Annotated in this window: 21 protein-coding genes, 1 tRNA gene and 5 pseudogenes; 15 read left to right on the top strand and 12 right to left on the bottom strand. The window is 68.6% G+C overall.

From position 1 onward, the window contains the following. Nucleotides 1-209 precede the first annotated feature (209 nt). Nucleotides 210-734 (top strand): DUF5994 family protein, encoded by a 525-nt coding sequence (locus tag OH735_RS17550; RefSeq protein WP_406382474.1) that lies wholly within the window; start codon nt 210-212, stop codon nt 732-734. Nucleotides 735-948: 214 nt separating this feature from the next. Beyond that, nucleotides 949-1,110, top strand: a pseudogene (locus OH735_RS17545) (site-specific integrase); the annotation flags it as partial. Nucleotides 1,111-1,433: 323 nt separating this feature from the next. Here the strand turns inward: OH735_RS17545 and OH735_RS17540 are convergent. Next, on the bottom strand, nt 1,434-1,835 hold the full coding sequence (locus OH735_RS17540; RefSeq protein ID WP_406382473.1) for a PIN domain-containing protein: 402 nt from the start codon (nt 1,833-1,835) through the stop codon (nt 1,434-1,436). Then, nucleotides 1,832-2,080, bottom strand: a complete 249-nt coding sequence (locus tag OH735_RS17535) for a hypothetical protein (protein ID WP_406382472.1) — start codon at nt 2,078-2,080, stop codon at nt 1,832-1,834. The genes OH735_RS17540 and OH735_RS17535 overlap by 4 nt, the downstream gene beginning before the upstream one ends. Nucleotides 2,081-2,251: 171 nt before the next feature. Between OH735_RS17535 and OH735_RS17530 the strand changes: the two are divergent. The 3 genes and pseudogenes from OH735_RS17530 to OH735_RS17520 all read left to right on the top strand — a co-directional run. Beyond that, nucleotides 2,252-2,513, top strand: a pseudogene (locus OH735_RS17530) (GNAT family N-acetyltransferase); the annotation flags it as partial. A gap of 24 nt (nt 2,514-2,537) precedes the next feature. Continuing rightward, complete coding sequence (locus OH735_RS17525; protein WP_406382471.1) at nt 2,538-3,029, top strand: hypothetical protein; 492 nt, start codon at nt 2,538-2,540, stop codon at nt 3,027-3,029. Continuing rightward, complete coding sequence (locus OH735_RS17520) at nt 3,023-3,577, top strand: AAA family ATPase (protein WP_406382470.1); 555 nt, start codon at nt 3,023-3,025, stop codon at nt 3,575-3,577. Before OH735_RS17525 ends, OH735_RS17520 begins: the two co-directional genes overlap by 7 nt. A gap of 24 nt (nt 3,578-3,601) precedes the next feature. Here the strand turns inward: OH735_RS17520 and OH735_RS17515 are convergent, their stop codons facing one another. Next, nucleotides 3,602-4,324, bottom strand: a complete 723-nt coding sequence (locus OH735_RS17515) for a phosphotransferase family protein (protein ID WP_406382469.1) — start codon at nt 4,322-4,324, stop codon at nt 3,602-3,604. On the opposite strand from OH735_RS17515, the gene OH735_RS17510 reads away from it, so the two are divergent. Continuing rightward, nucleotides 4,314-4,712, top strand: coding sequence for an NUDIX domain-containing protein (locus OH735_RS17510; RefSeq protein ID WP_406382468.1), 399 nt, complete (start codon nt 4,314-4,316; stop codon nt 4,710-4,712). The two genes, OH735_RS17515 and OH735_RS17510, sit on opposite strands and share 11 nt — an antisense overlap. Before the next feature lie 420 nt (nt 4,713-5,132). Further along, entirely contained in the window at nt 5,133-6,317 is a 1,185-nt protein-coding gene (locus tag OH735_RS17505) for an MFS transporter (RefSeq protein WP_406382466.1), read from the top strand. A gap of 109 nt (nt 6,318-6,426) precedes the next feature. Here the strand turns inward: OH735_RS17505 and OH735_RS17500 are convergent, their stop codons facing one another. From OH735_RS17500 to OH735_RS17490, 3 genes are all read right to left on the bottom strand, one after another. Continuing rightward, nucleotides 6,427-6,612 (bottom strand): hypothetical protein, encoded by a 186-nt coding sequence (locus tag OH735_RS17500; protein ID WP_406382465.1) that lies wholly within the window; start codon nt 6,610-6,612, stop codon nt 6,427-6,429. A gap of 432 nt (nt 6,613-7,044) precedes the next feature. Then, complete coding sequence (locus OH735_RS17495) at nt 7,045-8,256, bottom strand: relaxase/mobilization nuclease domain-containing protein (RefSeq protein ID WP_406386612.1); 1,212 nt, start codon at nt 8,254-8,256, stop codon at nt 7,045-7,047. Next, complete coding sequence (locus tag OH735_RS17490) at nt 8,253-8,417, bottom strand: hypothetical protein (RefSeq protein ID WP_406386610.1); 165 nt, start codon at nt 8,415-8,417, stop codon at nt 8,253-8,255. The genes OH735_RS17495 and OH735_RS17490 overlap by 4 nt, the downstream gene beginning before the upstream one ends. Nucleotides 8,418-8,505: 88 nt before the next feature. On the opposite strand from OH735_RS17490, the pseudogene OH735_RS17485 reads away from it, so the two are divergent. The 5 genes and pseudogenes from OH735_RS17485 to OH735_RS17465 all read left to right on the top strand — a co-directional run bounded on the left by OH735_RS17485 (nt 8,506) and on the right by OH735_RS17465 (nt 16,630). Beyond that, a pseudogene (locus OH735_RS17485) lies at nt 8,506-9,703 on the top strand (tyrosine-type recombinase/integrase). Between the two features lie 704 nt (nt 9,704-10,407). After that, on the top strand, nt 10,408-11,931 hold the full coding sequence (locus tag OH735_RS17480; protein WP_406382463.1) for a hypothetical protein: 1,524 nt from the start codon (nt 10,408-10,410) through the stop codon (nt 11,929-11,931). Between the two features lie 108 nt (nt 11,932-12,039). Then, nucleotides 12,040-13,371, top strand: a complete 1,332-nt coding sequence (locus OH735_RS17475) for an AAA family ATPase (RefSeq protein ID WP_406382462.1) — start codon at nt 12,040-12,042, stop codon at nt 13,369-13,371. 131 nt (nt 13,372-13,502) lie between these two features. Then, a complete protein-coding gene (locus OH735_RS17470; RefSeq protein ID WP_406386609.1) occupies nt 13,503-14,708 on the top strand; it encodes a DUF2201 family putative metallopeptidase in 1,206 nt (401 codons plus the stop codon). Nucleotides 14,709-15,238: 530 nt separating this feature from the next. Next, entirely contained in the window at nt 15,239-16,630 is a 1,392-nt protein-coding gene (locus tag OH735_RS17465) for an LAETG motif-containing sortase-dependent surface protein (protein WP_406382461.1), read from the top strand. 116 nt (nt 16,631-16,746) lie between these two features. Here OH735_RS17465 and OH735_RS17460 read toward each other — a convergent pair whose 3' ends face one another. Then, nucleotides 16,747-16,905, bottom strand: a complete 159-nt coding sequence (locus OH735_RS17460) for a hypothetical protein (RefSeq protein WP_406382460.1) — start codon at nt 16,903-16,905, stop codon at nt 16,747-16,749. 255 nt (nt 16,906-17,160) lie between these two features. Further along, nucleotides 17,161-17,234, bottom strand: a tRNA-Gly gene (locus OH735_RS17455). A 465-nt stretch (nt 17,235-17,699) separates the two neighbouring features. Here OH735_RS17455 and dcd point away from each other — a divergent pair. Together dcd and OH735_RS17445 are read left to right on the top strand one after the other, a co-directional pair. Further along, nucleotides 17,700-18,275, top strand: coding sequence for a dCTP deaminase (dcd, locus tag OH735_RS17450; protein ID WP_072487843.1), 576 nt, complete (start codon nt 17,700-17,702; stop codon nt 18,273-18,275). 6 nt (nt 18,276-18,281) lie between these two features. After that, a pseudogene (locus OH735_RS17445) lies at nt 18,282-18,437 on the top strand (phosphoribosyltransferase); the annotation flags it as partial. Between the two features lie 345 nt (nt 18,438-18,782). Here OH735_RS17445 and OH735_RS17440 read toward each other — a convergent pair. After that, nucleotides 18,783-19,505: an SMI1/KNR4 family protein gene (locus OH735_RS17440; RefSeq protein ID WP_406382459.1), complete on the bottom strand. Its 723-nt coding sequence runs from the start codon at nt 19,503-19,505 to the stop codon at nt 18,783-18,785. 174 nt (nt 19,506-19,679) lie between these two features. Here OH735_RS17440 and OH735_RS17435 point away from each other — a divergent pair. Beyond that, nucleotides 19,680-19,877: pseudogene (locus OH735_RS17435) on the top strand (phosphoribosyltransferase family protein); the annotation flags it as partial. A gap of 150 nt (nt 19,878-20,027) precedes the next feature. Here the strand turns inward: OH735_RS17435 and OH735_RS17430 are convergent. The 3 genes from OH735_RS17430 to OH735_RS17420 form a co-directional block, all read right to left on the bottom strand. Next, on the bottom strand, nt 20,028-20,942 hold the full coding sequence (locus tag OH735_RS17430) for a Yip1 family protein (protein WP_406382458.1): 915 nt from the start codon (nt 20,940-20,942) through the stop codon (nt 20,028-20,030). 195 nt (nt 20,943-21,137) lie between these two features. Continuing rightward, a complete protein-coding gene (locus OH735_RS17425) occupies nt 21,138-23,405 on the bottom strand; it encodes a (Fe-S)-binding protein (protein WP_406382457.1) in 2,268 nt (755 codons plus the stop codon). A gap of 102 nt (nt 23,406-23,507) precedes the next feature. After that, nucleotides 23,508-24,305, bottom strand: a complete 798-nt coding sequence (locus OH735_RS17420; protein ID WP_406382456.1) for a sugar transferase — start codon at nt 24,303-24,305, stop codon at nt 23,508-23,510. Nucleotides 24,306-24,474 lie beyond the last annotated feature (169 nt).

Here is a 24,474-nt window from a genome sequence, read left to right as displayed (position 1 = left end):
GAGAGCCAGTGCGAAGTACTCCCGGTCTCTTCACTTTACTCCGGCCGACGGTCCGTAAAGGCGCGCGTGACCAGGAACCTTCTGGGCGAACGCGGGTTCGGCTCCGCCGCCGCGCGGCGCGCCCGCCCCCGCCCCGGCACGCGGAGTACGGTGAAGTGACGAGGTGACCTCGCCGGGCGGACGCACCGCCCCGGAAGGCGGGCGAACACATGGCCGAATTCGACGCTCCCCGCGTCCCGCACCTTCTGCCGGACGCGGCCCACCAGGCCGTCAGACCCGGGACGGCCCTCTTGAGGCTGGTGACCACGCACACCCGCGAGCAGGTTCTCGACGGCGCGTGGTGGCCGCGTTCTCGCGACATCGGCGCTGAGCTCCCCGGTCTGCTCGCCGCGCTGACCGAGCACCTCGGCCCCATCCTGCGCGTCGGCCTCGACGCCGGTGCCTGGGAAGAACTGCCGACCCGTCTGGTCATCGACGACCGGGTCGTCCACATCGACTCCTTCCCGGTCGGCGACGACACCATCCTGATCACCCGAGGCGACCAGGACCACTTCACCCTGCTGGTGGTCCCACCGCACGCGACACCTGAAGCAGCCCGCGCCGCGATGGGCAGGGCCGTCCAGGCCGGCAACGTCACGCAGGCCGAGCAGATCCTCATCGATACCGGCACCCGTCGCGCACACCCGGTTCCCGCGGAGGAACCGAGGACGGGCCGCGAACGCGGTGAGCAATGAGGAAGCCGTCGAGGCTTCGGCGCTCCTTCGGTGAGAGGGATGGGGGTTGCCGCGAAGGTGCAGCTGGGAGAGGCACCCATAGGGGACACTGCGCTATGCGACGTATATGCAGAGCGATGGTGGTGAGGGTCGGTGGGGCGCGCTGAGCACGTCGGCCGTCCTGCCGGGGCTCGACAAGGAGCAGCTGCGGCTGCTGCGTCGGGTGGGGCGTGAGGTCCGCGCCGGGCAGTCGTCGGAGAAGGCCGCGCTGATCTGTCAGCACTCCGACCTTGAGCGACAGCAGGCGGTCGCGAGCGGGCTGGATGACCTCGTGCGGTCCGCCCGTGAGAAGGCCGTGGAGAAGCCTTCTGGTGCGGATCTGGTGCGGGACACCTGAACTGGTCTAGACAACAAAGAAGCCCCGGGCACCTGGCCTGGGGCTTTTTCATGGAGCGGGTGACGAGAATCGAACTCGCGCTCTGAGCTTGGGAATCAACGGTTCCTACAAAGGTTGAATGCCCTCTGACCTGGTAAGACGCTACTTTGGGCGAACTCCCGCCGCGGTCTCTCAGCGCCCCTGTTCACCGCTCTTGACCGTTCGGCTGGGCACGGTTGGGGCACGGGCAGCGGCGGTGCGGTGGCTTCCTTCCAGGCTGCACGCATGGTCCGTCCCGGCAGAGAGGCGCCGTGGCGCACCTGCTCGTGAAGGAGGTTGGTGAGTCAGACGGGGATGATCCGGACCTGTTTGCCGCAGAGCTTGGTCATGTCGTCGCTGTCGGACGTCAGGAGCGCGACCGGCTTTGGCTGGCGCAGTGCCACCTCGGCTACGGTGGCGTCGATGGCGTACTTGTGACCGTGCAGTCCGGCTCCTTTGAGGAGCTCCGCGGCTGCCTTCGCCGCCTGCTCGGTGACCGATTCCACCTTGATCCGTGACAGCGCCCAGTTGAGGCGCGGAAGGTTGGTGCGGGAGTGGCTGACCTCCACGATGGTGTTCGCCCCGATGACAAGGTCGGCACCCATATCGTGGAACACCTTCACCATCGCGAGGAACTTGCGGTCCTGCGAGACCCAGGCCGAAAGCCCTTCCGAGTCCAGGACAACGGTTTCGATGCGCTCACTCATGCTGCGTCCGCGTCCTTGGAGGGGTCGGCGGCACCGAAGATCTTCGACTGGGCCTCCGCCAGTTCCGCGTCGCTGAATTCCCCGTGTTCTTCTTCATGGCGTCGCAGGTCTTCACCCAGCAGCTGGTGTCGGATCTGGCGGGCGACCGCTTCCGCCACGTAGCCGGAAACGTTGTCCGTGAGCTTGCGGAGCTCCTCCACCTGGTCGCTGGGCAGCGTAACGGTGATGCGAGTCGTTGAGGACATACGGCAAGCATACTGGAGTATGCGCGAAGTGGTGGTGATAGCTGGAGATCGCGATGCCCGGCGGTGGTGCGGCTCTGGAAAGTTCACCCCCGCGGGTGTGAGCTCGGTATGCCGCCGCTCAGGGACCCCTCCACGCGATCGGGTTTTCGTTCGCGACATCGAGGTCCTGGGCTCGTGGTGTTCCCGGCCTTGCAATCGTGCGGTCTGGGCACCTTCCTCATCCGGGCCGCGGAGGACCGCATCAGGTCACGCGGCCTGCGGCGTGCGGAGCTCGGGGTGGAAGGAGAGCAATCCACGGGCCCGGGCACTGTACGAGCGGCTGGGGTACGTGGCCTACGGCCGTCGGCCGGATGCCTGGGACGTGGAGGCGCCGGACGGCTCGCTCCGCCGGTACGAAACCATGTGCACCCTGATGCACAAGGACTTGTCGTAAGGAGGACGGTCATGGCCCTCGGAGGTGTGGACTTCGGTCCTCTCGCTCACGGGTGTCGCGCTCGGCGGTGGTCTGACGGCGTTCTCCCAGCGCGCCACCCAGCGATCCGCTGAACGGTCGGAGGAACAACGGCGGAGGGCGGCCACCGACGAGGCGCGCCGGGCCGAACAGCTCCAGGCGATCAAGGAATTCATCGCATGCGCCCAGGAAGCCGAACGAGCGGCCTACAGCCGCCCTGAATCATGGAGCGGTGATGACGGCTGGAGCGGACCTGCTGCCGCCACCATGACCATGCTCTGGGTCGCTGAGCGACACCTCGTGCTGCTTTGTGATCCGGACCTGCACGCCCCTGTCCACGCCTATGGTCGCGCGCTCAATCAGGCGGTGTGGCGTGAGATCGGCGACACCGAGGTCAACGAGCACTTGGAGGAGCACAAGACCGCTTTTATGACCGCGGCCCGCGCAAGCCTGTCTTCCCCGTCAGGCCAAGTGCCAGGAGCTTCGAGCCGATGGTGATCCCCACAGGACTTGTCGTACTCGTCGGACCGCCGGCCTCGGGCAAGACCGCCTTCGTTCGTGAGTTGGTCGCGCAGGGGAAGCTCGCCCCGGAAGCCGTCGTCTCCAGTGACGAAATCCGTGCGGAGTTCTTCGGGGTCGAGGCGGCGGATGTCGCCTCCGACAGGGCCGATGCGCGGGTCTTCGACGAGCGCGACCGCCGGATCACCGTCAGACTCGCTGGGGGCCGGATCGCGGTCGCCGAGTCGACGAACGTCACATCGCAAGCACGTGCACGCCTCGCGGCCATTGCAGCACGATTCGGTGCGCCGGTGACTGTGCTGCGCTTCCCCCAGGACGAGGCGGACCTACTCAGGCAGAACGAGGAGCGGGGGAGGGGCGACGTCTCCGCTGCGGATGTCAGGGCCTACGCCGCCACTATGACGCGAGGCGCGCATGGTGCCCAGCTGCGGGCGGAAGGCGCTGCGTTCGTCTACGACGTCCCCGGGCGAGGGCAGGGGGTTACCCCTACGGAGGCTGCCCGGCGATTCGCGTTCTCCACATCCTGAGCACGTCACCGGGGACGTCAGCCGTCATGGGACAGGGGGAACAGGCCGCGCAGGTGGTCGGTGCCCAGGCCGAACCGGGGCAGGTTGTTCACTGGGTGATCGGCCGCTGCCTCTTCCGGCACGGCCGGGGGCCATGTGTACAGCTCGCGGACGGTGTGGGCGAGCTGGTAGAGCCACAGGCGATGGATCAGATCGGGATGGGCGAAGAGCTGCGGGTAATCTGACGGCCAGCCGGCCGAAGATCCGCGTCATCTCCCGAGACGGTACGAGTTCGGCATCGCCGGAACCGGCCCAGTCGACCGAGCGGAGAAGGGGCAACAGGTCGAGATCGGGCGGTCCGATCCGGACCCATTCGAAGTCGAGGACCGCGGTGATCCGCCCCTTGTCCCAGAGCAGGTTCGCGAAGTGCAGGTCGCCGTGCACGATGCTCCGCGGCTCTTCCCTGTACGGGTCCAGGCCGGCCAGCTCGCCGAGTCTGGATTCGACCAGGTCGAGGCCGGGCGACTCGGCATGGGCGACCAGTGCCTGGGCGCGTTCCACCGGCAGCGGACACAGGTCGGCGCCCACGATGGCCTCCGGGGCGGTCGGCTGGGCGCGCAGATGCCCCAGCAGCAGGCTCCGGACCCGCTCCGGCGGCTGCCAGGCGTGCAGTGCCCGCAGTACGTCGGCCAGCTGGGCGATGGCCTTGCGGCGCTCGCCGTCGTCCAGCGTGGGCCAGATCGCTCCGAACGACACGATGCTGGTCATCCGCCGTACCCGGCCCGGCATCCCCGTCTACTGGGTCCTGCCCGGAGGCGGCGTCGAGGTCACCGACGAGTCCCGGGAAGCCGCCCTCCACCGGGAGATCCACGAGGAGATCGCCGGCAAGGCCGACATCGTCCGCCTCCTGCACACGCTGGAGACCGACGAAGAGCGACAGCTCTTCTACCTCGCCCGCATCGAGGCATGGTCCTTCGATGACCGAACCGGACCCGAGTTCAGCGCCGAAGGCCGGGGCGAATACGCCCTGGAGGAGATCCCGCTGACCGCGGCCGGGATCGGCAGCATCAACCTCAAGCCCGAAGAGATCGCACACATCCTGCGGGACGCCGTCGATGACGGGTTCTTTGCCGAGGCGAGGGTCATCCCGAACTAGGCGGACAGAAGCGGGGAATGGACTGTCTCAACGGGCGAGGTCCTCCATTCGGGAACCCGGCACGGCGACGGCCGCGGACGCTCGCAGACTCGCCGTGGCGTGTCCTGGTCGAGGGGCCTCGCCGACGCACCGTCTCGTCCGCCTGGGCTGCCGTCACACTCCATCGGGTGATGCTTCCGGGCTCTGCCCCGGCCCGACTTGGGCTGGGGCAGACTCGCGCGCCCAAGTCATTGATCACGTGCATTTCACGGTTAAAAAATAACCGGCATGGCCACACCTGAGGACGCCTCCTAGGCAGCCCGATCCCATGGACTGGTACTTTCCGACTGGCCAGGCCACCATCATGGGCCGGGAGCAGGCAACCAGGTGACTTCTTCAGGCACGTCAACGGGTGAGGCACGGCGAGCGCTTGGTGCTGTCTTGGCAGCCGAGGCGGTGTCGGTCGCGGGAAACCGGATCGCCCTGATCGCGATTCCCTGGTTCGTGCTGGAGACCACCGGTGATCCCGCACGGGCTGGGCTGAGCGGGGTCGCCTACTTCGTTCCCGTGGTGCTGGCCGGGCTCTTCGGCGGCCCCCTGGTGGACCGCATGGGGTTCATCCGCAGCAGTGTCCAAGCCGACCTGGCCAGCGGCATGACGGTGGCCGCGATCCCGGTCCTGTACATGCTGGGCCACCTGCCGTTCTGGCTGTTGCTGGTCCTCACGTTCGCCGGCTCGATGCTCGACGTTCCAGGCACAACAGCCCGCCGCTCCCTCGTGCCCGACCTGGCCGAAGCCGGCGGTATGCGGCTGGAACGGGCGATGAGCGCGCACGAGACAGTGATGCGTGTCGCCCAGCTCACCGGCGGACTACTCGGCGGCGTGCTCGTCGCAGCTCTCGGGCCAATCCTTGTGCTGTACATGGATGCGGCCAGCTTCCTGGTATCGGCCCTGCTCGTGGGACTTACTGTGCCCCGAGCGTCGCTTCGCAAGGCTCCGCACCTGTCGAAAGGCACGTCACGGTACTTCGCGGAGCTCAGGGAAGGGCTGCGGTTCATCCGCGAGGACACGTTGCTGCCCCGGATCCTCGTGGTGTTCATGTTCGCCAACATGGCCGACAACGCCCTGTTCACCGTGCTGCTGCCCACCTTGGCCGAGCAGGTGCTCGACAACCCGCTCGCCCTGGGGCTTTCGGTCGCTGCCTTCGGCGCCGGCGCCCTGGCGGGCGCGGTCCTGTTTGGTGCAGTTGGGCATCGGTTCCCGCGGCACGTAATTCTGACCGGCGCGTTGCTGATTTCCGGGGCCCCGAAGTTCTTCGTCATCGCTGCGATGCCCGGAACTCCCACGCTTGTCGTCACCATGGCTCTCGCCGGCATCGCTGCTGGACCAGTGAACCCGCTGTTGGCCGCCGTCCAGTTCGGCCGTATTCCCTCGGAGCTCCGGGGACGCGTGTCCGGAGCGATCATGGCCGCGGTTGTGGCCGCGGTGCCGGTGGGCATTTTCGGCGCTGGCCTGCTGGTCGCCATGACCAGCCTCACCACGGCTTTGCTCGTGATCGCGGCTGGTTATCTCCTGGTCAGCTTCTATCCCGCATTGCATCCCGCGTGGCGAGCCGCCATCCCATGACCTCCAGATCGATCGACCTGCCAGATCGGCGGTGGCCGGGCCGCCGCCGACCGCCACCACAGCCCCGTTCTCGTATAGCTACCGCCAGGTGGTGTGGAGCGCTGAGTAACTACTTGGGGCTGCGGTCGCGCTGCTGGAGGGCGGCGAAGTCGGCGTGCGCCGTCTCGACGGCCTTCGGGCACGCCTGGGTCTTCTCGTGCTCGGCCAGCGCCCGGTAGATGCTGGAGAGGCCGGGGCTCTGGCCCTTGCGGCGGCCGGTGGGGATGAGCAGGTCCCTGACCAGGGCGGGTGCCAAGCCCTGTGGGCGCCGCGCTGCTCGGCGGTGGCCCACAGGCGTGAGGATTCATACCGGTGCAGATCGCCCACTCCCGCCGGATTCTCTGTGGCCGGAGTCCCCCGGCAGGCTTCTCCTTCCTCGCTCCGCAGCATGCTTCGCCCGTACCGCGGCCATGCGCTCACATGGCGTGTACGTGCAGTAGGGGCAGCCACCAACATCCTCGAAGGTCTCTCGTGCGGCCACGTGTCCAAGATGGCAGCGAACGATCGCTGCCGTCCGGCCCTCAGCACTTCAGAAGATGGGGATGTTGTCAGGACCGCTTTCCATGCGATCACTTCCGTCCGAGCTGGGCTGCCGTGGCGCCATCAGCCGCCGCACCTCGAACCTACGCCGACGAGTCCCCGGTGTGCCATAAGCCGGGGCCACACGGGAGCAGGGAGACCTCCCCGATCAGCGGATGCGTGTCGCAGAGGAGCCAGTGGGGCCCTGAGGGCGACAGGGCTCAGCTGTTGGGTGACCATGCCGCTGTGTGGCGGACATATTGCTGCGGGCCTGGGCGGCCAGGGCTCGGGCGCTGGGGGCCGGCCTCTGTCCGAGGCGGATCACGCGCCACGTGAGGATCTGGGCGGACGATCGGGCGTCGTCCAGGTGCCTCTGGGCGAGGGCTTGTTGGAGGATCCGTTCCGGCTGGTGGCCGGCGGTGGCGGCGTCGATGAGTGCGGCGGTCAGGGCACCCCAGGCCGGGTCGTCGAGGATCTGCTGGGCGTGGGTGGGTGCGGCCTGGTGCCACGGGTTGGGCCTGCTGTGACCGCTCGGCTGCGGTTCGGTGGCGGTCAGCCGCTCGCGGATCTGGGGGAAGGACAAGTCGGGGGCGAGCTTGGAGCTGGAGAACCAGACGGGTTCGCCAGCGGCGTTGGTATCGCCTGCGGCGGCGATCTTGTAGCCGCGTATGTCGCCGGAGGGGAAGCGCTGGATCTCGATCAGTACGCCGACGGTGCCGGAGAGGATACCGAGGAACTCCTCGGGGCTGGTGGCGACCGAGACCGCGGTACGGACTGTGACGCGCAGACGTTCGCGCGCCGTCGTCTGGTGGTCGGTGCGGTGGGCTTTCTCCTGTTCGGCACGGGTGGGCCGCTTGGCGGCGGTTCGGTCACCGCGCAGGACTTGGCGCAGGCCGTATTCCTTCTCGATGGCGGCGAGTTCCTTGTCGGCGCGTAGGTAGTCGTTCCAGTTTCGGGGTGGGCGGAGGTCGCCTCGGACCTTGGTGGCGACGATGTGGATGTGGTCGTCTGCGTGGCGGACGGCGACCCAGCGGCAGGCATCGGGGTCGTCAGCCGGGGCGACGCCGGTGGCGTTCAGGACCCGGCGGGCGATGGTGGCCCACTTGTCGTCGGACAGGGGGCGGTCTTCGGGCGCGGCCCGGATCGAGCAGTGCCACACGTGGTCCTTCGGCGCCTTGTCGCCAGCCTGCTTGACGCGCAGGTCGAGGACGGCGGTGAGCTGGGCGAGGGTGGCGTCGGGGTCGCGGCCGGGGTAGGGGGCGAAGCTGTCCCACGATGCGACGAGGTGGGGGTCGGTGTGTTCGTTGGTCCGGCCGGGCCCGTACAGGTAGTTCAGTACGCCCCTCGTTTTGTGGCCGGGCTTGACGATGTTCGCGATCAATCTGGCCGCCCGACGGTTTGTGGCGGCCTCATCGGCGAAGGTGTCGATGGCGGCAGCCGCCTGCTTGACCAAGGCCACGATCCTCCGGCCTCGGCGAGCACGGCCGTGTCCCCAGGGTGTGGATCGCCGCCGGCGTTGAGGCGGTGTGCGATCTGGTTCACGTTCGTGCCGATCCTGGCGACCTGCGTGCGCAGGGCCGCGAGCTCGTCGATCAGGTCATCGACAGCGGTGCGCTGTCCCGGCAGTACGATCTCGCGCCGGAAGGCGCCGCGCCGCACATTCGGCGCGATACGACAACTGCCTTCGGGGCGTTACCAGGCCCGGTACCCGGGCACGGACGACACCCTGCGGCCTGCCCCGGACACCTTCGAGACCAAGCGGGACGCGGAGGCGTTCCTCGTCCAGGTCCAAGCGGAACAGATGCGGGGCGACTGGCTCGACCCGACCGCCGGCGAGGTCCTGTTCGCCGAGTACGCCACGCGCTGGATCGTGGAACGAGGCGTCGCCCCGACCACGGCCGAGCTGTACCGCCGTCTGTTCCGGCTCCACCTGGAGCCGACGTTCGGGAACCTGCACGTCAACGTGATCAGTCCTGCTCGTGTCAGGGCTTGGCGAGCGGAGCGGTTGTCGGTCACCGGCGCGACCACGGTGGCCAAGTCGTACCGGCTGCTCAAGGCCGTGATGGAGACCGCGGTCGAGGACGACATGATTCGCAAGAACCCGTGCCGGATTCGCGGGGCGGGCCGTGAGGACGCCGACGAGTGGCCGGTGGCGACGGTCGAGCAGGTCTTCGCGGCGGAGGTGATCGGTCTGCGCTGGCACCTCATGGTTTTTGCTCGGCGCCTTCGCCTCGATGCGGCCCGAGGAACTCGCCGAGCTCCGCCGGCGGGACGTGGACCTCGACGCCGGCACGCTCTGGGTTCGCCGTGCTGCACCGGAACTCAACACGGGGTACCGCGTGGTCGGCGCTCCCAAGTCCCGGGCGGGCCGACGAGAGATCGTGCTGCCGTCATTCCTCCACGAGGACGTGCGCCGGCACCTGGAGTGGTTCGCCCAGCCGGGGCCGGACGGACTCGTCTTCGTCGGTGAGAGGGGAGCGGTGCTGCGCGGTACCACCTTCGGCCGCAAGTGGCGCAGGGCCCGGGACAAGGTCGGGCTGCCCGAGGGCTTCCGCTTCTACGACCTGCGGCACACGGGCAACACGCTCGCGGCTGACACCGGCGCCAAGCTCAAGGACCTCATGGTCCGAGCCGGCCAGTCGTCCGAGCGCGCGCAACTGATCTACCAGCACTCCACCAAGGAGCACCAGCGCAGGCTCGCCGCCGACATCGATCTCGATGTACGCCGCCAGCAGTCGTCCGCAGCCTCGGGAAGGGGTGGCGCGACCGTTCACCCGCTGATGCCGCGCCCGGCCGGATCACCCGCCCCACGGGCTGCGCGGCGTTGATCGCGCAGGGGAGCAGATTGCCCGCACCGCTTACGTGACGCAGGCCACTTGAAATGGATCTCGAGATATGGGACTGAACGGCGGGGCTCTCGCCATCAGGGGCGCCGTGTACGCCATTGATGCAGGTCGGAAGGGCCCTTATGGCACGCGAATGGCACGCGCCGTGAAAGTGGTCTAGACAACAAGGCCCTGGTCTCTGACCAGGGCCTTCATCGTGGAGCGGGTGACGAGAATCGAACTCGCGCTCTGAGCTCGGGAATCAACCGGCACTCGGCTGCCGTAAGGCCTCTGAGCTGCTGAAACAGTCGATCCAAGAGTAGTTTGGGTTGCCTTGTAGGTGCTGCTGGTGACCGCTGTTTACCGCTCCGACTGGCACGTCATGGCACGGTCGGGTTGTTTGCCGCGGACGACAAATGGCCCGCACCACGGGGCCGGGCAAATGTGCGTTGTGCGCGTCCGGTCCGCCACTGTGCAGGGCTCGGGCTCGGCCGCTGCTCTTTCCTTCCATGCCGGTCCGCGCTGTCCGTAACGGGCGGCGAGGGCGGTACTCGCCACGCGACTGCGGGAGTTGCGGCATGCGTCGAGGAAGGTCGACGGGCGGTCGAGCGGGACTGACAGATCCTCATCGTGGTGCTTATGATGCCGGGGATGAAGAACTACTCCTCGTACGGATCGGGGGAATCGTTCGCGCAAGGTGAGTGCTGATGGCACATCACTTCGCGAATCGGATTCCGGCCCACCTGTTGATGTGGCATCGCGTGCGTGAGTACGCCGTGCCACCGTCCATGATCGAGACTGCGACCGCACGGCGTGCGGTTGGCGACTGGGCCGGGGCATGCGCCGCCGCCCGGGTCGACATCGATATCGATCTGCGCGCCGTGCGTGACCGCCACGGCACCGATCTTGTCACCCACCTTCGTGCAGATTTGCGCCGCCTGGCTCCGGATCTGCTCCGCTGGCACATGCCCCGGATCGCCCCCGACGGGCGGCTCCGCGCCGGCCTCACCATCTCCCTGGCCCGTTACCGGAGTTCCGGCGCCACGCCGCTGCAGCTGGTGGTGCGGACACCGCCGGCCTGGGCGGACGCCGGACAGAGGATATCCCTGGCCCTGTGGGAGGAGTCCGGGAACGGCCCAGGGTGCCTTCCGCATCCGCATCCGCATCCCAACCCGCGTTTCCGGCTCGACCTGCACCGGCATCTCTGGGACTCCGAGCGGAGCGGCGAACTGGCGGTGCGGAGCGGTGCGGGCGGGGCACCATCCCTGGTGCCGCCCGACCGGCCCCAAGCACCCGCTCGGCCAGACGTGCCGGACTTGCCGGATCGGCCCGCCGTCCACGATTCCTCGTGGGAGTGGGCAAGTTGGGCTGCCGAGGCGGAGTTGCTGTTGCAGGCCGAGGGTTGCCCTCGCGGAGCCTTCACCGTGCGGCTCGGTACGCGGAGCCGAGCCGTGCTCGAACTCGTCGCCCCCGACGACAGCCATGCCCCGACGTTCCGGCCGCTGCGGGAGGTGCTGCCGCCGCAGGAGGTTGCGGCGCTTCCGGTGCTGCCGGAGGTGGCGGCCCGGGTCCTTCCGGATCTGGAGCTGCTGCGGGCCGGGCTGGTCGCGACCGATCGGCTGCATCCGCTCGTCGCCACAGCACTGGCGGCGTTCGGCTCAGCGGCGTCGTCCAGCTCGGGACCGGCGACCGGCCCCGTCCCCCGGCCCGGTGATCCACACCGGGTGGAGTGCCGGGGTGAGGTCCACCGGATAGCGCTGCGGGACGGGACACTTACGGCGATCGATCACGACCCGGCACAACTGCGCCGGGAGGAGCTGCTGGTGGCGCTCGGCGGGCCCGCGCTGCCCTGCCTGCGTGCCATCGACGAGGTGCACCGTGACCCGGAGGCACTGCCTGCGGTCCGGGAGCGGCTGGGCCATGGCGACATCGCTGGGGCCCTGGCCGTGGTCGAGAGGCTGCTCGGTCCCGGTGCGGTCCTGCGCGATGGGCCGCTGCGGGAGGAGCTGGAGTCGGCTGCGGCCCGCCGCATCGACCACGGGCTCTTCCGCTCGGGGTTGGTCGCCGTGCACCCCGGTGCCGGTTCGGTAGCGGGCGGAAAGGCATCGGACCTGAGGCACGCGGAGGCGGGCCACCGCCCCCGACTCGACCGCCGTACGCCTCCCGCAATGCGCCTCAAGCAGAGCAGCCGGGCCCGGCCCCGTACCGGTTTGAACCTGAGTACCAGCTGACCGGCTGCTTTACCTGAGTCCCGTGCTCGCACTGCGCATTGCGCGCGGCACGCCCACGACATCCGGGACGGGTCGTCCCGTTCCCTTATCCCACCCAAGGTGATGCCCATGACCTCCAGTACCCTCCTGCCCGCCTCGGTCCAGGCCGTCGGTGTGCCCGCCCCTGCCCCTGTCGGTGTGCCCGCGCCCACCCCCGCCGGCGCATCCGGAACCGGCACCCAACTCGCCGTCGCCGACGATCTCCTGGCCCTCCTGCGCACGACCACTACCGAGCCGCGCCCCGACGAGCAGCTCGAAGCCCTCACCCTGGCCGTCGCGGCCGACCTGCCCGTGCTGCTCTGGGGTGAGCCGGGCATCGGTAAGACCGCGGCCCTGACGCAGCTCGCCGCGTCCCTCAACTTGCCGCTGACGACCGTGATCGCCAGCGTCCACGAGCCGACCGACTTCTCAGGGCTGCCCATCGTCGGCGACGACCCGGCGGTGCAGGGGGTGCCGATGGCGCCGCCGCAGTGGGCCGTGGAACTGGTGCGGGCCGGGCAGGGGCTGCTCTTCCTGGACGAACTCTCCACCGCCACACCAGCCGTCCAGGCCGCGCTGCTCCGGGTCGTCCTGGAGCGGAGGGTCGGTGCACTGCAACTGCCGCCGGAGGTACGGATCGTGGCCGCGGCCAATCCGAGCGCGTCGGCGGCGGACGGGTGGGAGCTGAGCCCGCCGCTGGCCAACCGGTTCGTGCATCTGTACTGGGTGCACGACCGGGAGGTGGTGGTGCGCGGGCTGGGCGGGGTCTGGCCCCGGGCGGAGCTGCCCCGGCTGGTGCCGGAGCGGTTGCCGGAGGCGGTGGCTTTCGCCCGGCGCGCAGTCTGCGGATTCCTGGAAGCCCGGCCGACGCTGATCCACCGGCTGCCGAGTACGGAGGCACGGCGCGGCGGTGCCTGGCCCTCGCCCCGGAGTTGGGAGGCCGCGTTGGCCCTGCTCGCCTTCGGCACGGCGGCCTCCGTCTCCCGGGAGGTGCTGGCGCTGCTGGTGCGGGGCACCGTGGGGGACGGGCCGGGGCTCGAACTCCTCGCCCATCTGGACCGGATGGACCTGCCGGACCCGGAGTCGCTGCTCGCCGATCCGGCCTCCGCAGAGCTGCCGGTGCGGGGCGATCTGCGTCAGGCTGCGCTGGAGGCGGTGGTGGCCGCCGTCGGGGCGCGGCCCGAGCGGGCGCGGTGGGAGGCGGGCTGGGCGGTGCTGGTCCGGGCGCTGGAGACCGGCGCCCCGGACCTGCTGGTCGCCCCCGCGACGGCGCTGGCCGCACTGCGGCGCGACGACTGGGAGGTGCCGGAGGCGGTGGAGCGGCTGGCCGGGGTGATCGGTCTCGCCCGACAGGCGGACCGGTCGGTGGGGCGGGTCGCAGCGGCGGCCGAGGCCCGGCGTGCGACGAGGGTACGCCGATGACGGGGGGCGCGAAGCACCCTCTGCCGCGCCCGATGGCCCGGCCCGCGCCGCCGCGCCCGGTGCGGGCCACCGTGCTGACGCCACCGGCCGGCTCCGGCACGCCGTACGGCCCGCCCGGACTACCGCTGGACATGGAGAAACTGCTGGCCGCCCGGCTGCACGCGGTAAAGGTCCGTCCTTACCTGGCAAGCGCACTCTTCGCGCTGCACGTGGTGGAGGACCGGTCGGTGCCGACGATGGCGGTGGACGCACACTGGCGCTGCTACGTCTCCCCCGGCTTCGTGGCGCGCACCCCGGTGGAGGAACTGGCGGGCGTCTGGGTGCACGAGGTCTCCCATCTGCTCCGGGACCACCACGGGCGGGGCGAGCGGTATGCGCGGGAGCACGAGGAGTACGGGCCGGGCGCGCGGCTGCGGCGGAACATCGCCGCCGACTTCGAGATCAACGACGACATCTACGGTGACGGTCTGCCCCTGCCTGCTGGGGCGGTGCTGCCCTCTCTGCTGCGGCTGCCCGACGGGCTGTTGATGGAGGAGTACCTGCGGACGGCGTCGATGTCAGGGCTCACTGGGGACCTGGCCTGGCTGGACTGCGGCAGTGGTGCCGACGGGCAGGGCCGACCGTGGGAGCTGGGGCCCGACGGGGCACACGGGCTGAGCAAGCAGCAGCGGGACGCGGTCCGCTTCCGGGTCGCCGAGGGGATCAGGGGCCGGCCGGGCGACGCTTCGGAGGGTTGGCGCCGGTGGGCCGACGAGGCGTTCCATCCACCGCAGCCGTGGCGGCGGTTGCTGGGGGCGGCGATCCGCTCCGCGGCAAGCGCCCCGGGGGTGGGCGAGGACCATAGCTACCGGCGTCCGTCCCGGCGCTCGGCCAGTGTCCCCGGAGTGCTGCTGCCGAGCCTGCGCCATACGCCGCCCCGGGTCTGTGTTGTGATCGACACTTCCGGGTCGGTGAGCGATGCCGAGCTGGGCAGCGCGCTGCTGGAGGTGGCGGCGATCTCGCGGGCGGTGGGCGGGCGGCGTGACCTGGTCTCGGTGATCTCGTGCGACGCGGCGGCCGGGGTCGCCGTCCCGCTCTGCCGCGCCGAGAACATCGAACTGGTCGGCGGTGGGGGAACGGATCTGCGCTCCGGCTTCGCCCGGGCTCTCCGCTCCCGGCCCCGCCCGGACGTGATCGTTGCCCTGACGGACAATCAGACACCGTGGCCCGCCGGGCAGCCGCCCTGCCGCACCGTTGTCGGTCTCTTCCCCCGTCCCGTCCGCGTTGCGGAAGAAGAGAACCCCGACTACGTCCCGGACACCCCGCCGCCCTGGGCGCGTGTCGTCACCATCACCTGAGAAAACGCGGCGGCGCGGTGTCGCCGGCCGGGCTGCTGTTCGTTGGGGAGCGCGGAGCCGCGCCGAGGGGTCTCGGACGGCTTTTCCGCCCATACGACGGCGGGGTCGACGTCATCACCGCGACCGCTGCCGAACGGGATGCACTGCGCGTGCCACCCGGATTGGCTCTCGCAGCACCCCGGGGGCCTGTAACACCGCTGTCAGCCGCGTACGGTCTTGTCCGTCAATCGTTGCCGAGTGACCGCCGGCCGGCCAACAACAAATAAGGCCGGGTGGGGCGGCGCCGGAGAGGCGTAGAACGACGCGTCCAGGGTCATGTGGCATTCCTCACAGCGAAAGCGCAGGCAGTGAAAGCAACTGCACCCTTTCGTCTTTTCTGTCTGTCCCGGTGTTGTGGTGTTGGCCGGAACAGGTGAAAAACTCGTGACGGGTCGACCGTTGCCCCGGCCATACGATCACCTCAAGTCGCATCTGCGTGTCCCATTCCGCTGCGACCCCTTCTTCTCTTTTTCGGACCCCGAAGGGCTCTTGTGAAGATTCGCCGGATTCTTGCCACAGCTGTTGCCGCCGCAGTGACCACGCCTGCCCTCCTGCTGTCGGTTACCCCCGCGTTCGCCGACGACAAGCCGGTAGCGCAGACGCAGGAGAAGCCGTCCATCGCGGAGTTGGAAAAGGCCGCCGCCGCAGCGAAGGCGGCGTACGACGACGCCGTAGCGGCCGAGAGTGCCGCCTACGCGGCTCTGGAAGCGCTTCTGTCCGACACCTCTCCGCTGGCCGTGGCGGCCAAGGCCGCCCAGGCCGCGGCGGCCGACGCCGCCACCGCGAAGACCAATGCCGACCAGGCGGTCGTCGACGCCAAGGCGGCGGTCGACGCCCTCCCGGAGACGGCCACCGAGGAGGAGAAGACCGCGGCGGCGACGACTCTCACCGAGGCGGAAGCCGCCGCCGCAGCCGCTGCCGATGCCAAGGCCGCCGCCGATGCCGCGGTCGTGGAAGCCCTGGACGCGCGGGACGACGAGCGGGTCGCCGCGGCCCGGAAGCTGGACCAGGCGCAGAAGGCCACCAAGGCGGCCCTCGCTGACAAGACCGCCGCCGACGAGGCTCTGGCCAAGGCGAAGGAGGAGGGTGGCGAGGACGGTGAGGACGGTGAGGACGGTGAGGACGGTGAGGACGGTGAGGACGGTGAGGACGGTGAGGACGGTGAGGACGGTGAGGACGGTGAGGACGGTGAGGACGGTGAGGACGGTGAGGACGGTGAGGACTGCGTCCCGGAGGCCAGGCTCACCACGGTCGTCACGGGTCTGCCGTCCACCGTCGTCGCCGGCACGAAGGTCGACTTCAAGCTCCGGGTGACCAACGGCACCGACAAGACCATGGACGAGGTGCTTCCGTTCGCCTACGTCCACGCGACCGACCGGAGCGGGCTCAACACCATCGACGACCTGGTGCACCTGCAGTGGTCCTCCGCCTCGTCCGCGAAGTGGAAGACCGTCGACAACAAGCACTACATGGACGCCATCAGCCCGCTGAAGGCGGGTGCCCACGCCGACATCAAGATGCGCCTCACGGTCGACGCCTCGGCCCCCGCGGGCAACGGCGTCACCTTCGTCGCCGGTGACTACTTCAACGACAACGGCACCTGCGGCGGGAACCCGGACCTCGAGGGCTACGAGTTCCTGATCGCCGCCGCGGGAAGCAAGCCCGGCAAGGTCGACGACGCCAAGCCCAGCACGACCAAGCCGAACACCTCGGACCTCAAGCCGCAGAGCGGCGCGTCGGCCGGTCCCGTGAACGGCAGCCTCGCCGCCACGGGCTCGTCCTCCGCGACGTCGCAGCTCGCCCTCGCGAGCGGCGCGGCCCTGGCGATCGGCGCGGGCGCGGTGTTCGTCGCACGCCGTCGCAAGGCCGGCTCCCACGCCTGACGCATGAGGCGGGGTGCCGACCAGGCACCCCGGCCCACGCGCTGACCGCCCAGCGGGCCCGACACCGAGCGGCGTCGGGCCCGCTGTGGTGACACGGCCGCCCCGGCGCGTAGGACTCACTCGCGAATAAAGCCATACGGGCCGAGGGCACATCGCTGGCCGATGTCGCCCGTGACCTCCAGTTGAGACCCGCTGATCTCAGCGGCCTCATCTTCGGCCTGGGGGTCGCCGCGCAGGATGGTGGACGCAGCGGCATCCGCTCTGATGCCGCGCATCGACCGCAGTTGTCGGTGGTTTGATGGCCCAGCACTTTGCGGACGAAACGAAACGCTTCCCCACAATGGAGTGACGGAGGCCACACGAAACGGATCTCAATATGCGAGGCTCGCCGCCGCCGCGCCACCGATGTGGTGCGGCGGCGGCCGCTTAACCTGCGCATTTCTCGGAGTTGGGGCACGCGGAGGGCATGGCGAGGTCGGACAGGTCCAGACAACAAAGAAGCCCCCGGCCGATGGCCTGGGGCTTTTTCATGGAGCGGGTGACGAGAATCGAACTCGCGCTCTGAGCTTGGGAAGCTCATGTTCTACCATTAAACTACACCCGCAAAGCGCACCGCTGATCCGTCGCGCAGCGTTGCACACTCTACCCCATGCCAGGTCCCCGGCGTTTGAGCCGTGGGGCCTTTTTGTTGTGCGGGAGGGTGGATGCGGGTGCCGGGGGCGGGAGTTGGGGGCGTAGCGTGGGGGTCGGAGTGCCGCCTGGAGTGGCGTCCTGTTCATCCCCTAATGTGGCGTTCTCGTCCACGGTTTGTTGGGGAAGGGACTTGATGGACTCCATGGAGCGCACCGTCGTCCGCTGTGCCGAAGGGCACGTTTTCGCTACCGCTTCGTTCCCGATGCAGCAGCTCGGGTCCGGGCGGATCGGTCCCGGGCGGCTCATTCGCTGTCCTCGTTGTGCGCGGCTTCGGCATGCCGTGCCTGTGGTGTTCGAGCAGCGGTAGGAGCGGTGTCAGGCGCGCGGGGCGGTCCCGGATTGGGGTGGGCCCGCGCGTTCTGCGTATCCTCGGGGCGTGCTTCTCTCAGACAAGGACATCCGGGCCGAGATCGACGCCGGACGTGTACGCATTGATCCATTCGATGCGTCGATGGTGCAGCCGTCGAGCATCGATGTGCGGCTCGACCGCTACTTCCGGGTGTTCGAGAACCACCGCTATCCGCATATTGATCCAGCCGTCGAGCAGGCCGATCTGACGCGCATGGTCGAGCCGGACGGGGACGAGGCGTTCATCCTGCACCCCGGTGAGTTCGTGCTCGCTTCGACGTACGAGGTCATCTCGCTGCCCGACGATCTTGCGTCGCGGCTGGAGGGCAAGAGTTCGCTGGGGCGGCTCGGCCTTGTGACGCATTCGACCGCCGGGTTCATCGACCCCGGTTTCTCCGGGCACGTGACCCTGGAACTGTCGAATCTCGCGACGCTGCCGATAAAGCTGTGGCCGGGGATGAAGATCGGCCAGCTGTGCATGTTCCGGCTCAGTTCACCCTCGGAGTTCCCGTACGGCTCCGAGCGGTACGGATCGCGGTACCAGGGCCAGCGCGGGCCGACCGCGTCGCGCTCGTTCATGAATTTCCACCGGACGCAGGTGTGATGCCGGATGAGCGGCGAGATGCGGGAGAACCTGACGTACGAGGGTTTCGGCCATGCCGTGCGTGAGCTGGCGCAGACCGTTGCCGACGACGGGTTCGAGCCCGACGTCGTGCTGAGCATCGCGCGGGGCGGGGTGTTCGTCGCAGGCGGGCTCGCTTATGCCCAACTTGCTCATATTTGTTCGAATAGGCTTAATCGGGCGCTCTGCTGAGTTTCTACTGAGTGTGGCAACCACTGTGGCCCCGCAGAAGCGGCGTCACGCTACGAACCGGTAGCTCTCAAGCGTCAATCCCGTATCTGTGGGGCAGCGACTCCGTCCGTCCTTACCGGGATATCCAGGGGGCTTCACGCGGTGCTTGCGGCAGTCCACCCGCAAGGGTGCCCGCCGTGCCTGAGCCGACTCGTGCCAGCGCCTTGGTGGTGGCGCTCTCTGAATCTGGCCAGGTGCCGCTCGCTCGTTCCCCAGACCTGCTCGCCGTGATTCCTCAGTCTGGCGGCGAACCACCAATCAGCCGACCCACGGGCCTGGCAGGTCGGCGCGGATCATCTCAAGGTCAGCAGCCGTCCTTCCGCGCGCGTGGATCCAGCACTGGTCGAGCAGGCCGTCACGGCGCAGCAGTCGGCCGGGGGCTGCGTACCAGTGCAGGGGTGAGTCGTCCGCGCTGGCCCACATCGGATGGTCAGGCAGGTCGACTCGTGTGTAGTGCGCTTGCAGGCTCGGCAGGAGCTTGTTCGGCAGCTCACAGGCGTCGTAGAGCCTTCCCGGCCCGAACAGCGACTCGCTCAGTACCAGCTCCACCCAGGCCACGGACATGCGGTCGAGGAAGGGGAGCCAGCCTTCGTGCGACTCCACGACCACAGGTGGATCCTCCTGCTCGATTTCGTCCAAGGGGATCCCCCATGACGCGCAGTCCTGGTTCTCGCGATGGAAGACCAAGACGCCGCCGAGGCCCTCGTCGACGTAGAGCCCTACCGGCGTGACCAAGGGATCCTGCTGTCTGGTCAAGTCGTTCCGACGACCGAAGAGCGTGTATCCCTCCCGCAACGTGGTGGGGAGTTCGAATCCCAGCTCGGCCTCCGCAGCGTCCAGTTCGGCCGTGGTGCAGCCGTCCTCGGACTGCAATGGGCGGCCCATCCATTCGTCGGCGAAGCGTCGCACGAAATCCCAGGCGCAGGAGCGGCCATCCACTCCGCCTCGCAGCGCCACAGACACGTCAAGAGCGTCCGGCATGGTGTAGACGCTACCGCCTCCGTTGAACGCGCAACGGTCCGGGGAAACGCGAGCAGCCCTGGCCGTTTTTGATGAGCCTCATCATTGGTCGCGGATGGGAACTTGTGCTGAGTTTCTGCTGAGTTTCAGGGCCTCTCGCTTGCGTTTTCGCAGGTGGGAGGTGTTTCCGGTTTTGATGTGGAGTTCTGTACCGGGGTGGGTACCACCCTGGAAATGCCGGTGATGCTGGCTCCCGTTCCGAATGTCATCGACTTCTCGGACAAGAAGGTTCTGATCGCCGACGACGTCGCCGACACCGGGAAGACGCTGAAGCTGGTGCGCGATTTCTGTATCGATCACGTCGCCGAGGTGCGCAGCGGGCAGGTTCTCGACGCGTGACATGTGACGTGTGACGTGTGACGCGTGGCGTGTGACGTGTGACGCGTCGCGTGTGTGCGTGCTTCTGGCTTCTGAAGATGAAGATATGGAGGAACCCCTGGTCTCGAGACCAGGGGTTCCTCCATATCTTTGCGGGTGGGGGCGTCAGATCGTGCCCAGCTTGATGATCGACAACAGCGCGATCAGCTGGATCGCGGACGCGCCCAGGGCCTTCGGCCACGGCAGGTCGTGCGACTTGCTCACCATCGAGGTGAAGAGCGCGGCCGAGGCCATCCAGGTGATCCAGCCGAGGACCTGGACCAGGGAGTTCTCGCCGCCGAGGAAGAGCGCGAATATCAGGCGCGGGGCGTCCGTGATCGACATGATCAGCATGGAGAGGCCCACGGTCGGCTGCCAGGAGCCGTCGCCCCCGAGCTGGCGGGCGAGGGTATGCGTGACCGCGCCCAGAACCAGGCCGCCGATGACGAAGCAGATGCCGGTGACGACGACGTAGGGGACCGCCGTGGAGATCGTCGCGTGGATCGCGTCGTCCCGGGCCTGGTCGAAGCCGAAGAGGGCGAGCAGACCGTACAGGAACGTGACGACGAGCGCCGGGCCCCAGACCGGGTAGTCGCGCATCTGCCAGAACGTCGGTCCCGGGCGCAGCACGATGCCGGCGAGCAGGTCCTTCCACGGCAGCCGCGGGCCGGCGGGCTGGGCGGGGGCCTGGCCGGCGCGGTAGGTGTTGCCGTCGCCGTACGGGTCCTCGCCGATGCTGAACGCCTGGGTGTGGCCGGGGGAGTTGGCGTACGGGTCGCCCTGCTGGGGTGATCCGTGGGGGTGGTGGGGCTGCTGGTACGGGTCGCCGAAGTACTCCGGTTCCCCGTGGCCGCCGCCGTTGCCGTTGCCGTAGCCGCCGTTGTTGTACGGGGGCGGGGCGCCGTTGCCTCCCGTCGGCGGCCATGGCTGCTGCGCGTACGGCGGTGGTGCCTGTGTGCCGTACGGCTGTTGCCGCGGTTGCTGCTGCGCTTGCTGCGGGGTGCGGTTGTCCCGGCCGCGTCCGATCCTGAATCCAGCCACGTCATCGAACGTACCTGGTCCGCGCGGGTGCGGTGAGAGGGCCGGGGAATCTCGCCCGCCATTGCGGCCGAGCTGTGACATCCCTTAGGGGATGCCCAGGGGGATGCGCAGAGGGATGTCCAGGGGGTGGAAGCAGAAGCGGCCGGTCCTGCCCCCGAGGCAGGTCCGGCCGCTTCTGTCGCACGACAGCCCGAGCTACTTCACCGGCTCCGGCTCAGGTGCGTCCGCCGTCTCCGTCTCCCCGGCTGGGTCGGCCGGGGTCTTCACGGAGTCCAGCAGCAGCTGCGATACGTCGACCACCTGGATCGACTCCTTCGCCTTGCCGTCGTTCTTCTTGCCGTTGACCGAGTCGGTCAGCATGACCAGGCAGAACGGGCAGGCGGTGGAGACGATGTCGGGGTTGAGTGAGAGAGCTTCGTCGACTCGCTCATTGTTGATGCGCTTGCCGATCCGCTCCTCCATCCACATCCGGGCACCACCGGCGCCGCAGCAGAAACCGCGCTCCTTGTGGCGGTGCATCTCCTCGTTCCTGAGGCCCGGGACCTTCGCGATGATCTCGCGCGGCGGGGTGTAGATCTTGTTGTGACGGCCCAGGTAGCACGGGTCGTGGTACGTGATCAGGCCCTCGACCGGCGTCACCGGGATCAGCTTGCCCTCGTCGATGAGGTGCTGGAGCAGCTGGGTGTGGTGGATGACCTCGTACTCGCCACCGAGCTGCGGGTACTCGTTCGCGATGGTGTTGAAGCAGTGCGGGCAGGTCGCGACGATCTTCTTCGACGACTTCGGCTTCTTCGTCTCCGGGTCGTCGTCATCCTCGCCGAACGCCATGTTCAGCATCGCGACGTTCTCCTGGCCGAGCTGCTGGAACAGCGGCTCGTTGCCCAGGCGGCGGGCCGAGTCACCGGTGCACTTCTCGTCGCCGCCCATGATCGCGAACTTGACGCCCGCGATGTGGAGGAGCTCCGCGAAAGCCTTCGTGGTCTTCTTGGCCCGGTCCTCCAGAGCGCCCGCGCAGCCGACCCAGTACAGGTAGTCGATCTCGGACAGGTCCTCGACGTCCTTGCCGACGATCGGGACCTCGAAGTCGACCTCCTTGGTCCACTCGACGCGCTGCTTCTTCGCGAGCCCCCAGGGGTTGCCCTTCTTCTCCAGGTTCTTGAGCATCGTGCCCGCCTCGGACGGGAACGCGGACTCGATCATCACCTGGTAGCGGCGCATGTCGACGATGTGGTCGATGTGCTCGATGTCGACCGGGCACTGCTCCACGCACGCACCGCAGGTGGTGCAGGACCACAGCACGTCCGGGTCGATGACACCGTTCTCCTCGACCGTGCCGATCAGCGGCCGCTCGGCCTCGGCGAGAGCCGCGGCCGGGACGTCCTTCAGCTGCTCCTCGGACGCCTTCTCGTTGCCCTCCATGTCCTTGCCGCCGCCGGCCAGCAGATACGGGGCCTTGGCGTGCGCGTGGTCGCGCAGGGACATGATCAGGAGCTTCGGGGAGAGCGGCTTGCCCGTGTTCCAGGCCGGGCACTGCGACTGGCAGCGACCGCACTCCGTACACGTGGAGAAGTCGAGGATGCCCTTCCAGGAGAACTGCTCGACCTGGGAGACACCGAAGACCGCGTCCTCGGCCGGGTCCTCCCAGTCGATCTCCTTGCCGCCGGACGTCATCGGCTGGAGCGCGCCGAGCGCGACCGCGCCGTCCGCGTTCCGCTTGAACCAGATGTTCGGGAAGCCGAGGAAACGGTGCCAGGCGACACCCATATTGGTGTTGAGCGAGACCGTGATCATCCAGATCAGCGAGGTGCCGATCTTGATCATCGCGGTGAAGTAGATGAGGTTCTGCAGCGTGCCGAGCGCGAGGCCCTTGAACGCGAGGACCAGGGGGTACGAGATGAAGTACGACGCCTCGTAGCCGTCCACGTGGTGGATCGCGCCCTCAAGCCCGCGCAGGGTCAGGATCGCCAGGCCGATGACGAGGATGACGTACTCGACGAAGTACGCCTGCCAGGCCTTGGAGCCCGCGAAGCGGGACTTGCGACCGGCCCGCGAGGGCAGGTTCAGCAGCCGGATCGCGATCAGCACGAGGATGCCGACCGTCGTCATCAGACCGATGAACTCGGTGTACATCTCGAACGGCGGCCAGTCGCCGATGATCGGCAGGACCCAGTCGGCCTTGAAGAGCTGTCCGTACGCCTGGAGCAGCGTCGGCGGCAGGGTCAGGAAGCCGATGGCGACGAACCAGTGCGCGAAGCCGACGATCCCCCACCGGTTCATCCGGGTGTGGCCGAGGAACTCCTTGACCAGGGTGATCGTGCGCTGCTTCGGATTGTCGGTGCGGCTGCCCGCCGGGACCGGCTGTCCGAGCGTGACGAACCGGTAGATCTGCGCGACGGCTCGGGCGATGAGCGCAACGCCGACCACAGTCAGCACCAGCGACACGATGATCGCGGCGAGTTGCATTTGGGGGCTCCTCGGGCCTGCGAGGGTGGGATCCAGCGTCTACAAGGGAATACTGGCGATTACTAAGCAGTAACTTAATCAGTCTGTGCTGACACTATCCACTTATTCCGCCGCGCTGTAGCCACACCGGCGGTGATCTGTGTCGCTCAGGTGCGCCTTGCCACGCCGGGTGAGTCCGTGGACCGCCCGGTACAGGGGAGATTGCACGGCTCTCGCCAGGATGGCCAGGTCGAGTCCCACCCAGTGGTGCTCGGCATAGTGCTGGTCGAGCAGGGCGGGTTCGTCCCACGGCATTCCGGAACGGGAACGTACCTGCGCCAGGCCGGTGAGGCCCGGTTTCAGTTCCTGCCGCCAGTGTCTCGCAGTGGGGGCGGTGGCGGTGGCGGATGCGGTGGCGGGTGCGGGGGTGTCGGCTGTGCTCGGGCCGACAGTTTCGGCGGCCCGTTCGTCGTCCGGCGTCAGGGGTTCCGGCCCGACCAGGGAGAGGTCTCCCCGTACGACGTGCGGCAGCCGGGAGAGCAGATCCAGCCGCAGTCGCCGGGTGCGCAGCGAGCGCAGTACGAAGAGGTGGCCGTTCAGGCCGATCCGGGGCGACCGGGTCAGCACCCCGCCGGGGGCTCGCCGTGCCGCGAGGGCGAGGGCGCCCGCGGCGAGCAGAGGGGCGGCCAGTGCCAGCAGGATCGAGCCGAGGGTCAGATCCAGTACGCGCTTGGCCGACGGGCGCTCCCATCGGCGTGCCGACGCCCATCGCCGTACCGGTGCCCATCGTCGTGCCTGCGTCCGCGCCCGCAGCCACCGCCGTACCCGCTCTGTCTGCCTCTGCCCCTGCCTCCGCCCCTGCCTCCGCCCCTGCCTCCGCCCCTGCCCCCGCCCCTGCCTCAGTTGTCTCTGTCTCTGCATCGTTCGCACCTGCCTGGGGGTCGGGCGGATCGAGCGCATCGATTGCCGGTTTTGCCTGACTCGCGACATTTTGTGACAGAACGATCCCATGGCGCGATGATGGGCGGGGTTGCCCGGCCCGCGGAGCGGGTGGGTGTCGTTGGTGATCTCTCGGTGCGCGCGAGGTGCG

It is taken from the genome of Streptomyces sp. NBC_01618 (genome assembly GCF_045209435.1).
Lineage (GTDB): Bacteria > Actinomycetota > Actinomycetes > Streptomycetales > Streptomycetaceae > Streptomyces.
This window is presented reverse-complemented; position numbering and strand designations above follow the sequence as displayed.

Bases quoted from the DNA above. Each gene is read 5' to 3' on its own strand.
- OH735_RS17550 (WP_406382474.1), top strand. From the start codon at position 210: ATGGCCGAATTCGACGCTCCCCGCGTCCCGCACCTTCTGCCGGACGCG.
- OH735_RS17540 (WP_406382473.1), bottom strand. From the start codon at position 1,835: ATGAGTGAGCGCATCGAAACCGTTGTCCTGGACTCGGAAGGGCTTTCG.
- OH735_RS17535 (WP_406382472.1), bottom strand. From the start codon at position 2,080: ATGTCCTCAACGACTCGCATCACCGTTACGCTGCCCAGCGACCAGGTG.
- OH735_RS17520 (WP_406382470.1), top strand. From the start codon at position 3,023: ATGGTGATCCCCACAGGACTTGTCGTACTCGTCGGACCGCCGGCCTCG.
- OH735_RS17510 (WP_406382468.1), top strand. From the start codon at position 4,314: ATGCTGGTCATCCGCCGTACCCGGCCCGGCATCCCCGTCTACTGGGTC.
- OH735_RS17515 (WP_406382469.1), bottom strand. From the start codon at position 4,324: ATGACCAGCATCGTGTCGTTCGGAGCGATCTGGCCCACGCTGGACGAC.
- OH735_RS17480 (WP_406382463.1), top strand. From the start codon at position 10,408: ATGGCACATCACTTCGCGAATCGGATTCCGGCCCACCTGTTGATGTGG.
- OH735_RS17475 (WP_406382462.1), top strand. From the start codon at position 12,040: ATGACCTCCAGTACCCTCCTGCCCGCCTCGGTCCAGGCCGTCGGTGTG.
- OH735_RS17470 (WP_406386609.1), top strand. From the start codon at position 13,503: ATGGAGAAACTGCTGGCCGCCCGGCTGCACGCGGTAAAGGTCCGTCCT.
- OH735_RS17460 (WP_406382460.1), bottom strand. From the start codon at position 16,905: ATGCGCGGCATCAGAGCGGATGCCGCTGCGTCCACCATCCTGCGCGGC.
- OH735_RS17440 (WP_406382459.1), bottom strand. From the start codon at position 19,505: ATGCCGGACGCTCTTGACGTGTCTGTGGCGCTGCGAGGCGGAGTGGAT.
- OH735_RS17425 (WP_406382457.1), bottom strand. From the start codon at position 23,405: ATGCAACTCGCCGCGATCATCGTGTCGCTGGTGCTGACTGTGGTCGGC.
- OH735_RS17420 (WP_406382456.1), bottom strand. From the start codon at position 24,305: ATGCAGAGACAGAGACAACTGAGGCAGGGGCGGGGGCAGGGGCGGAGG.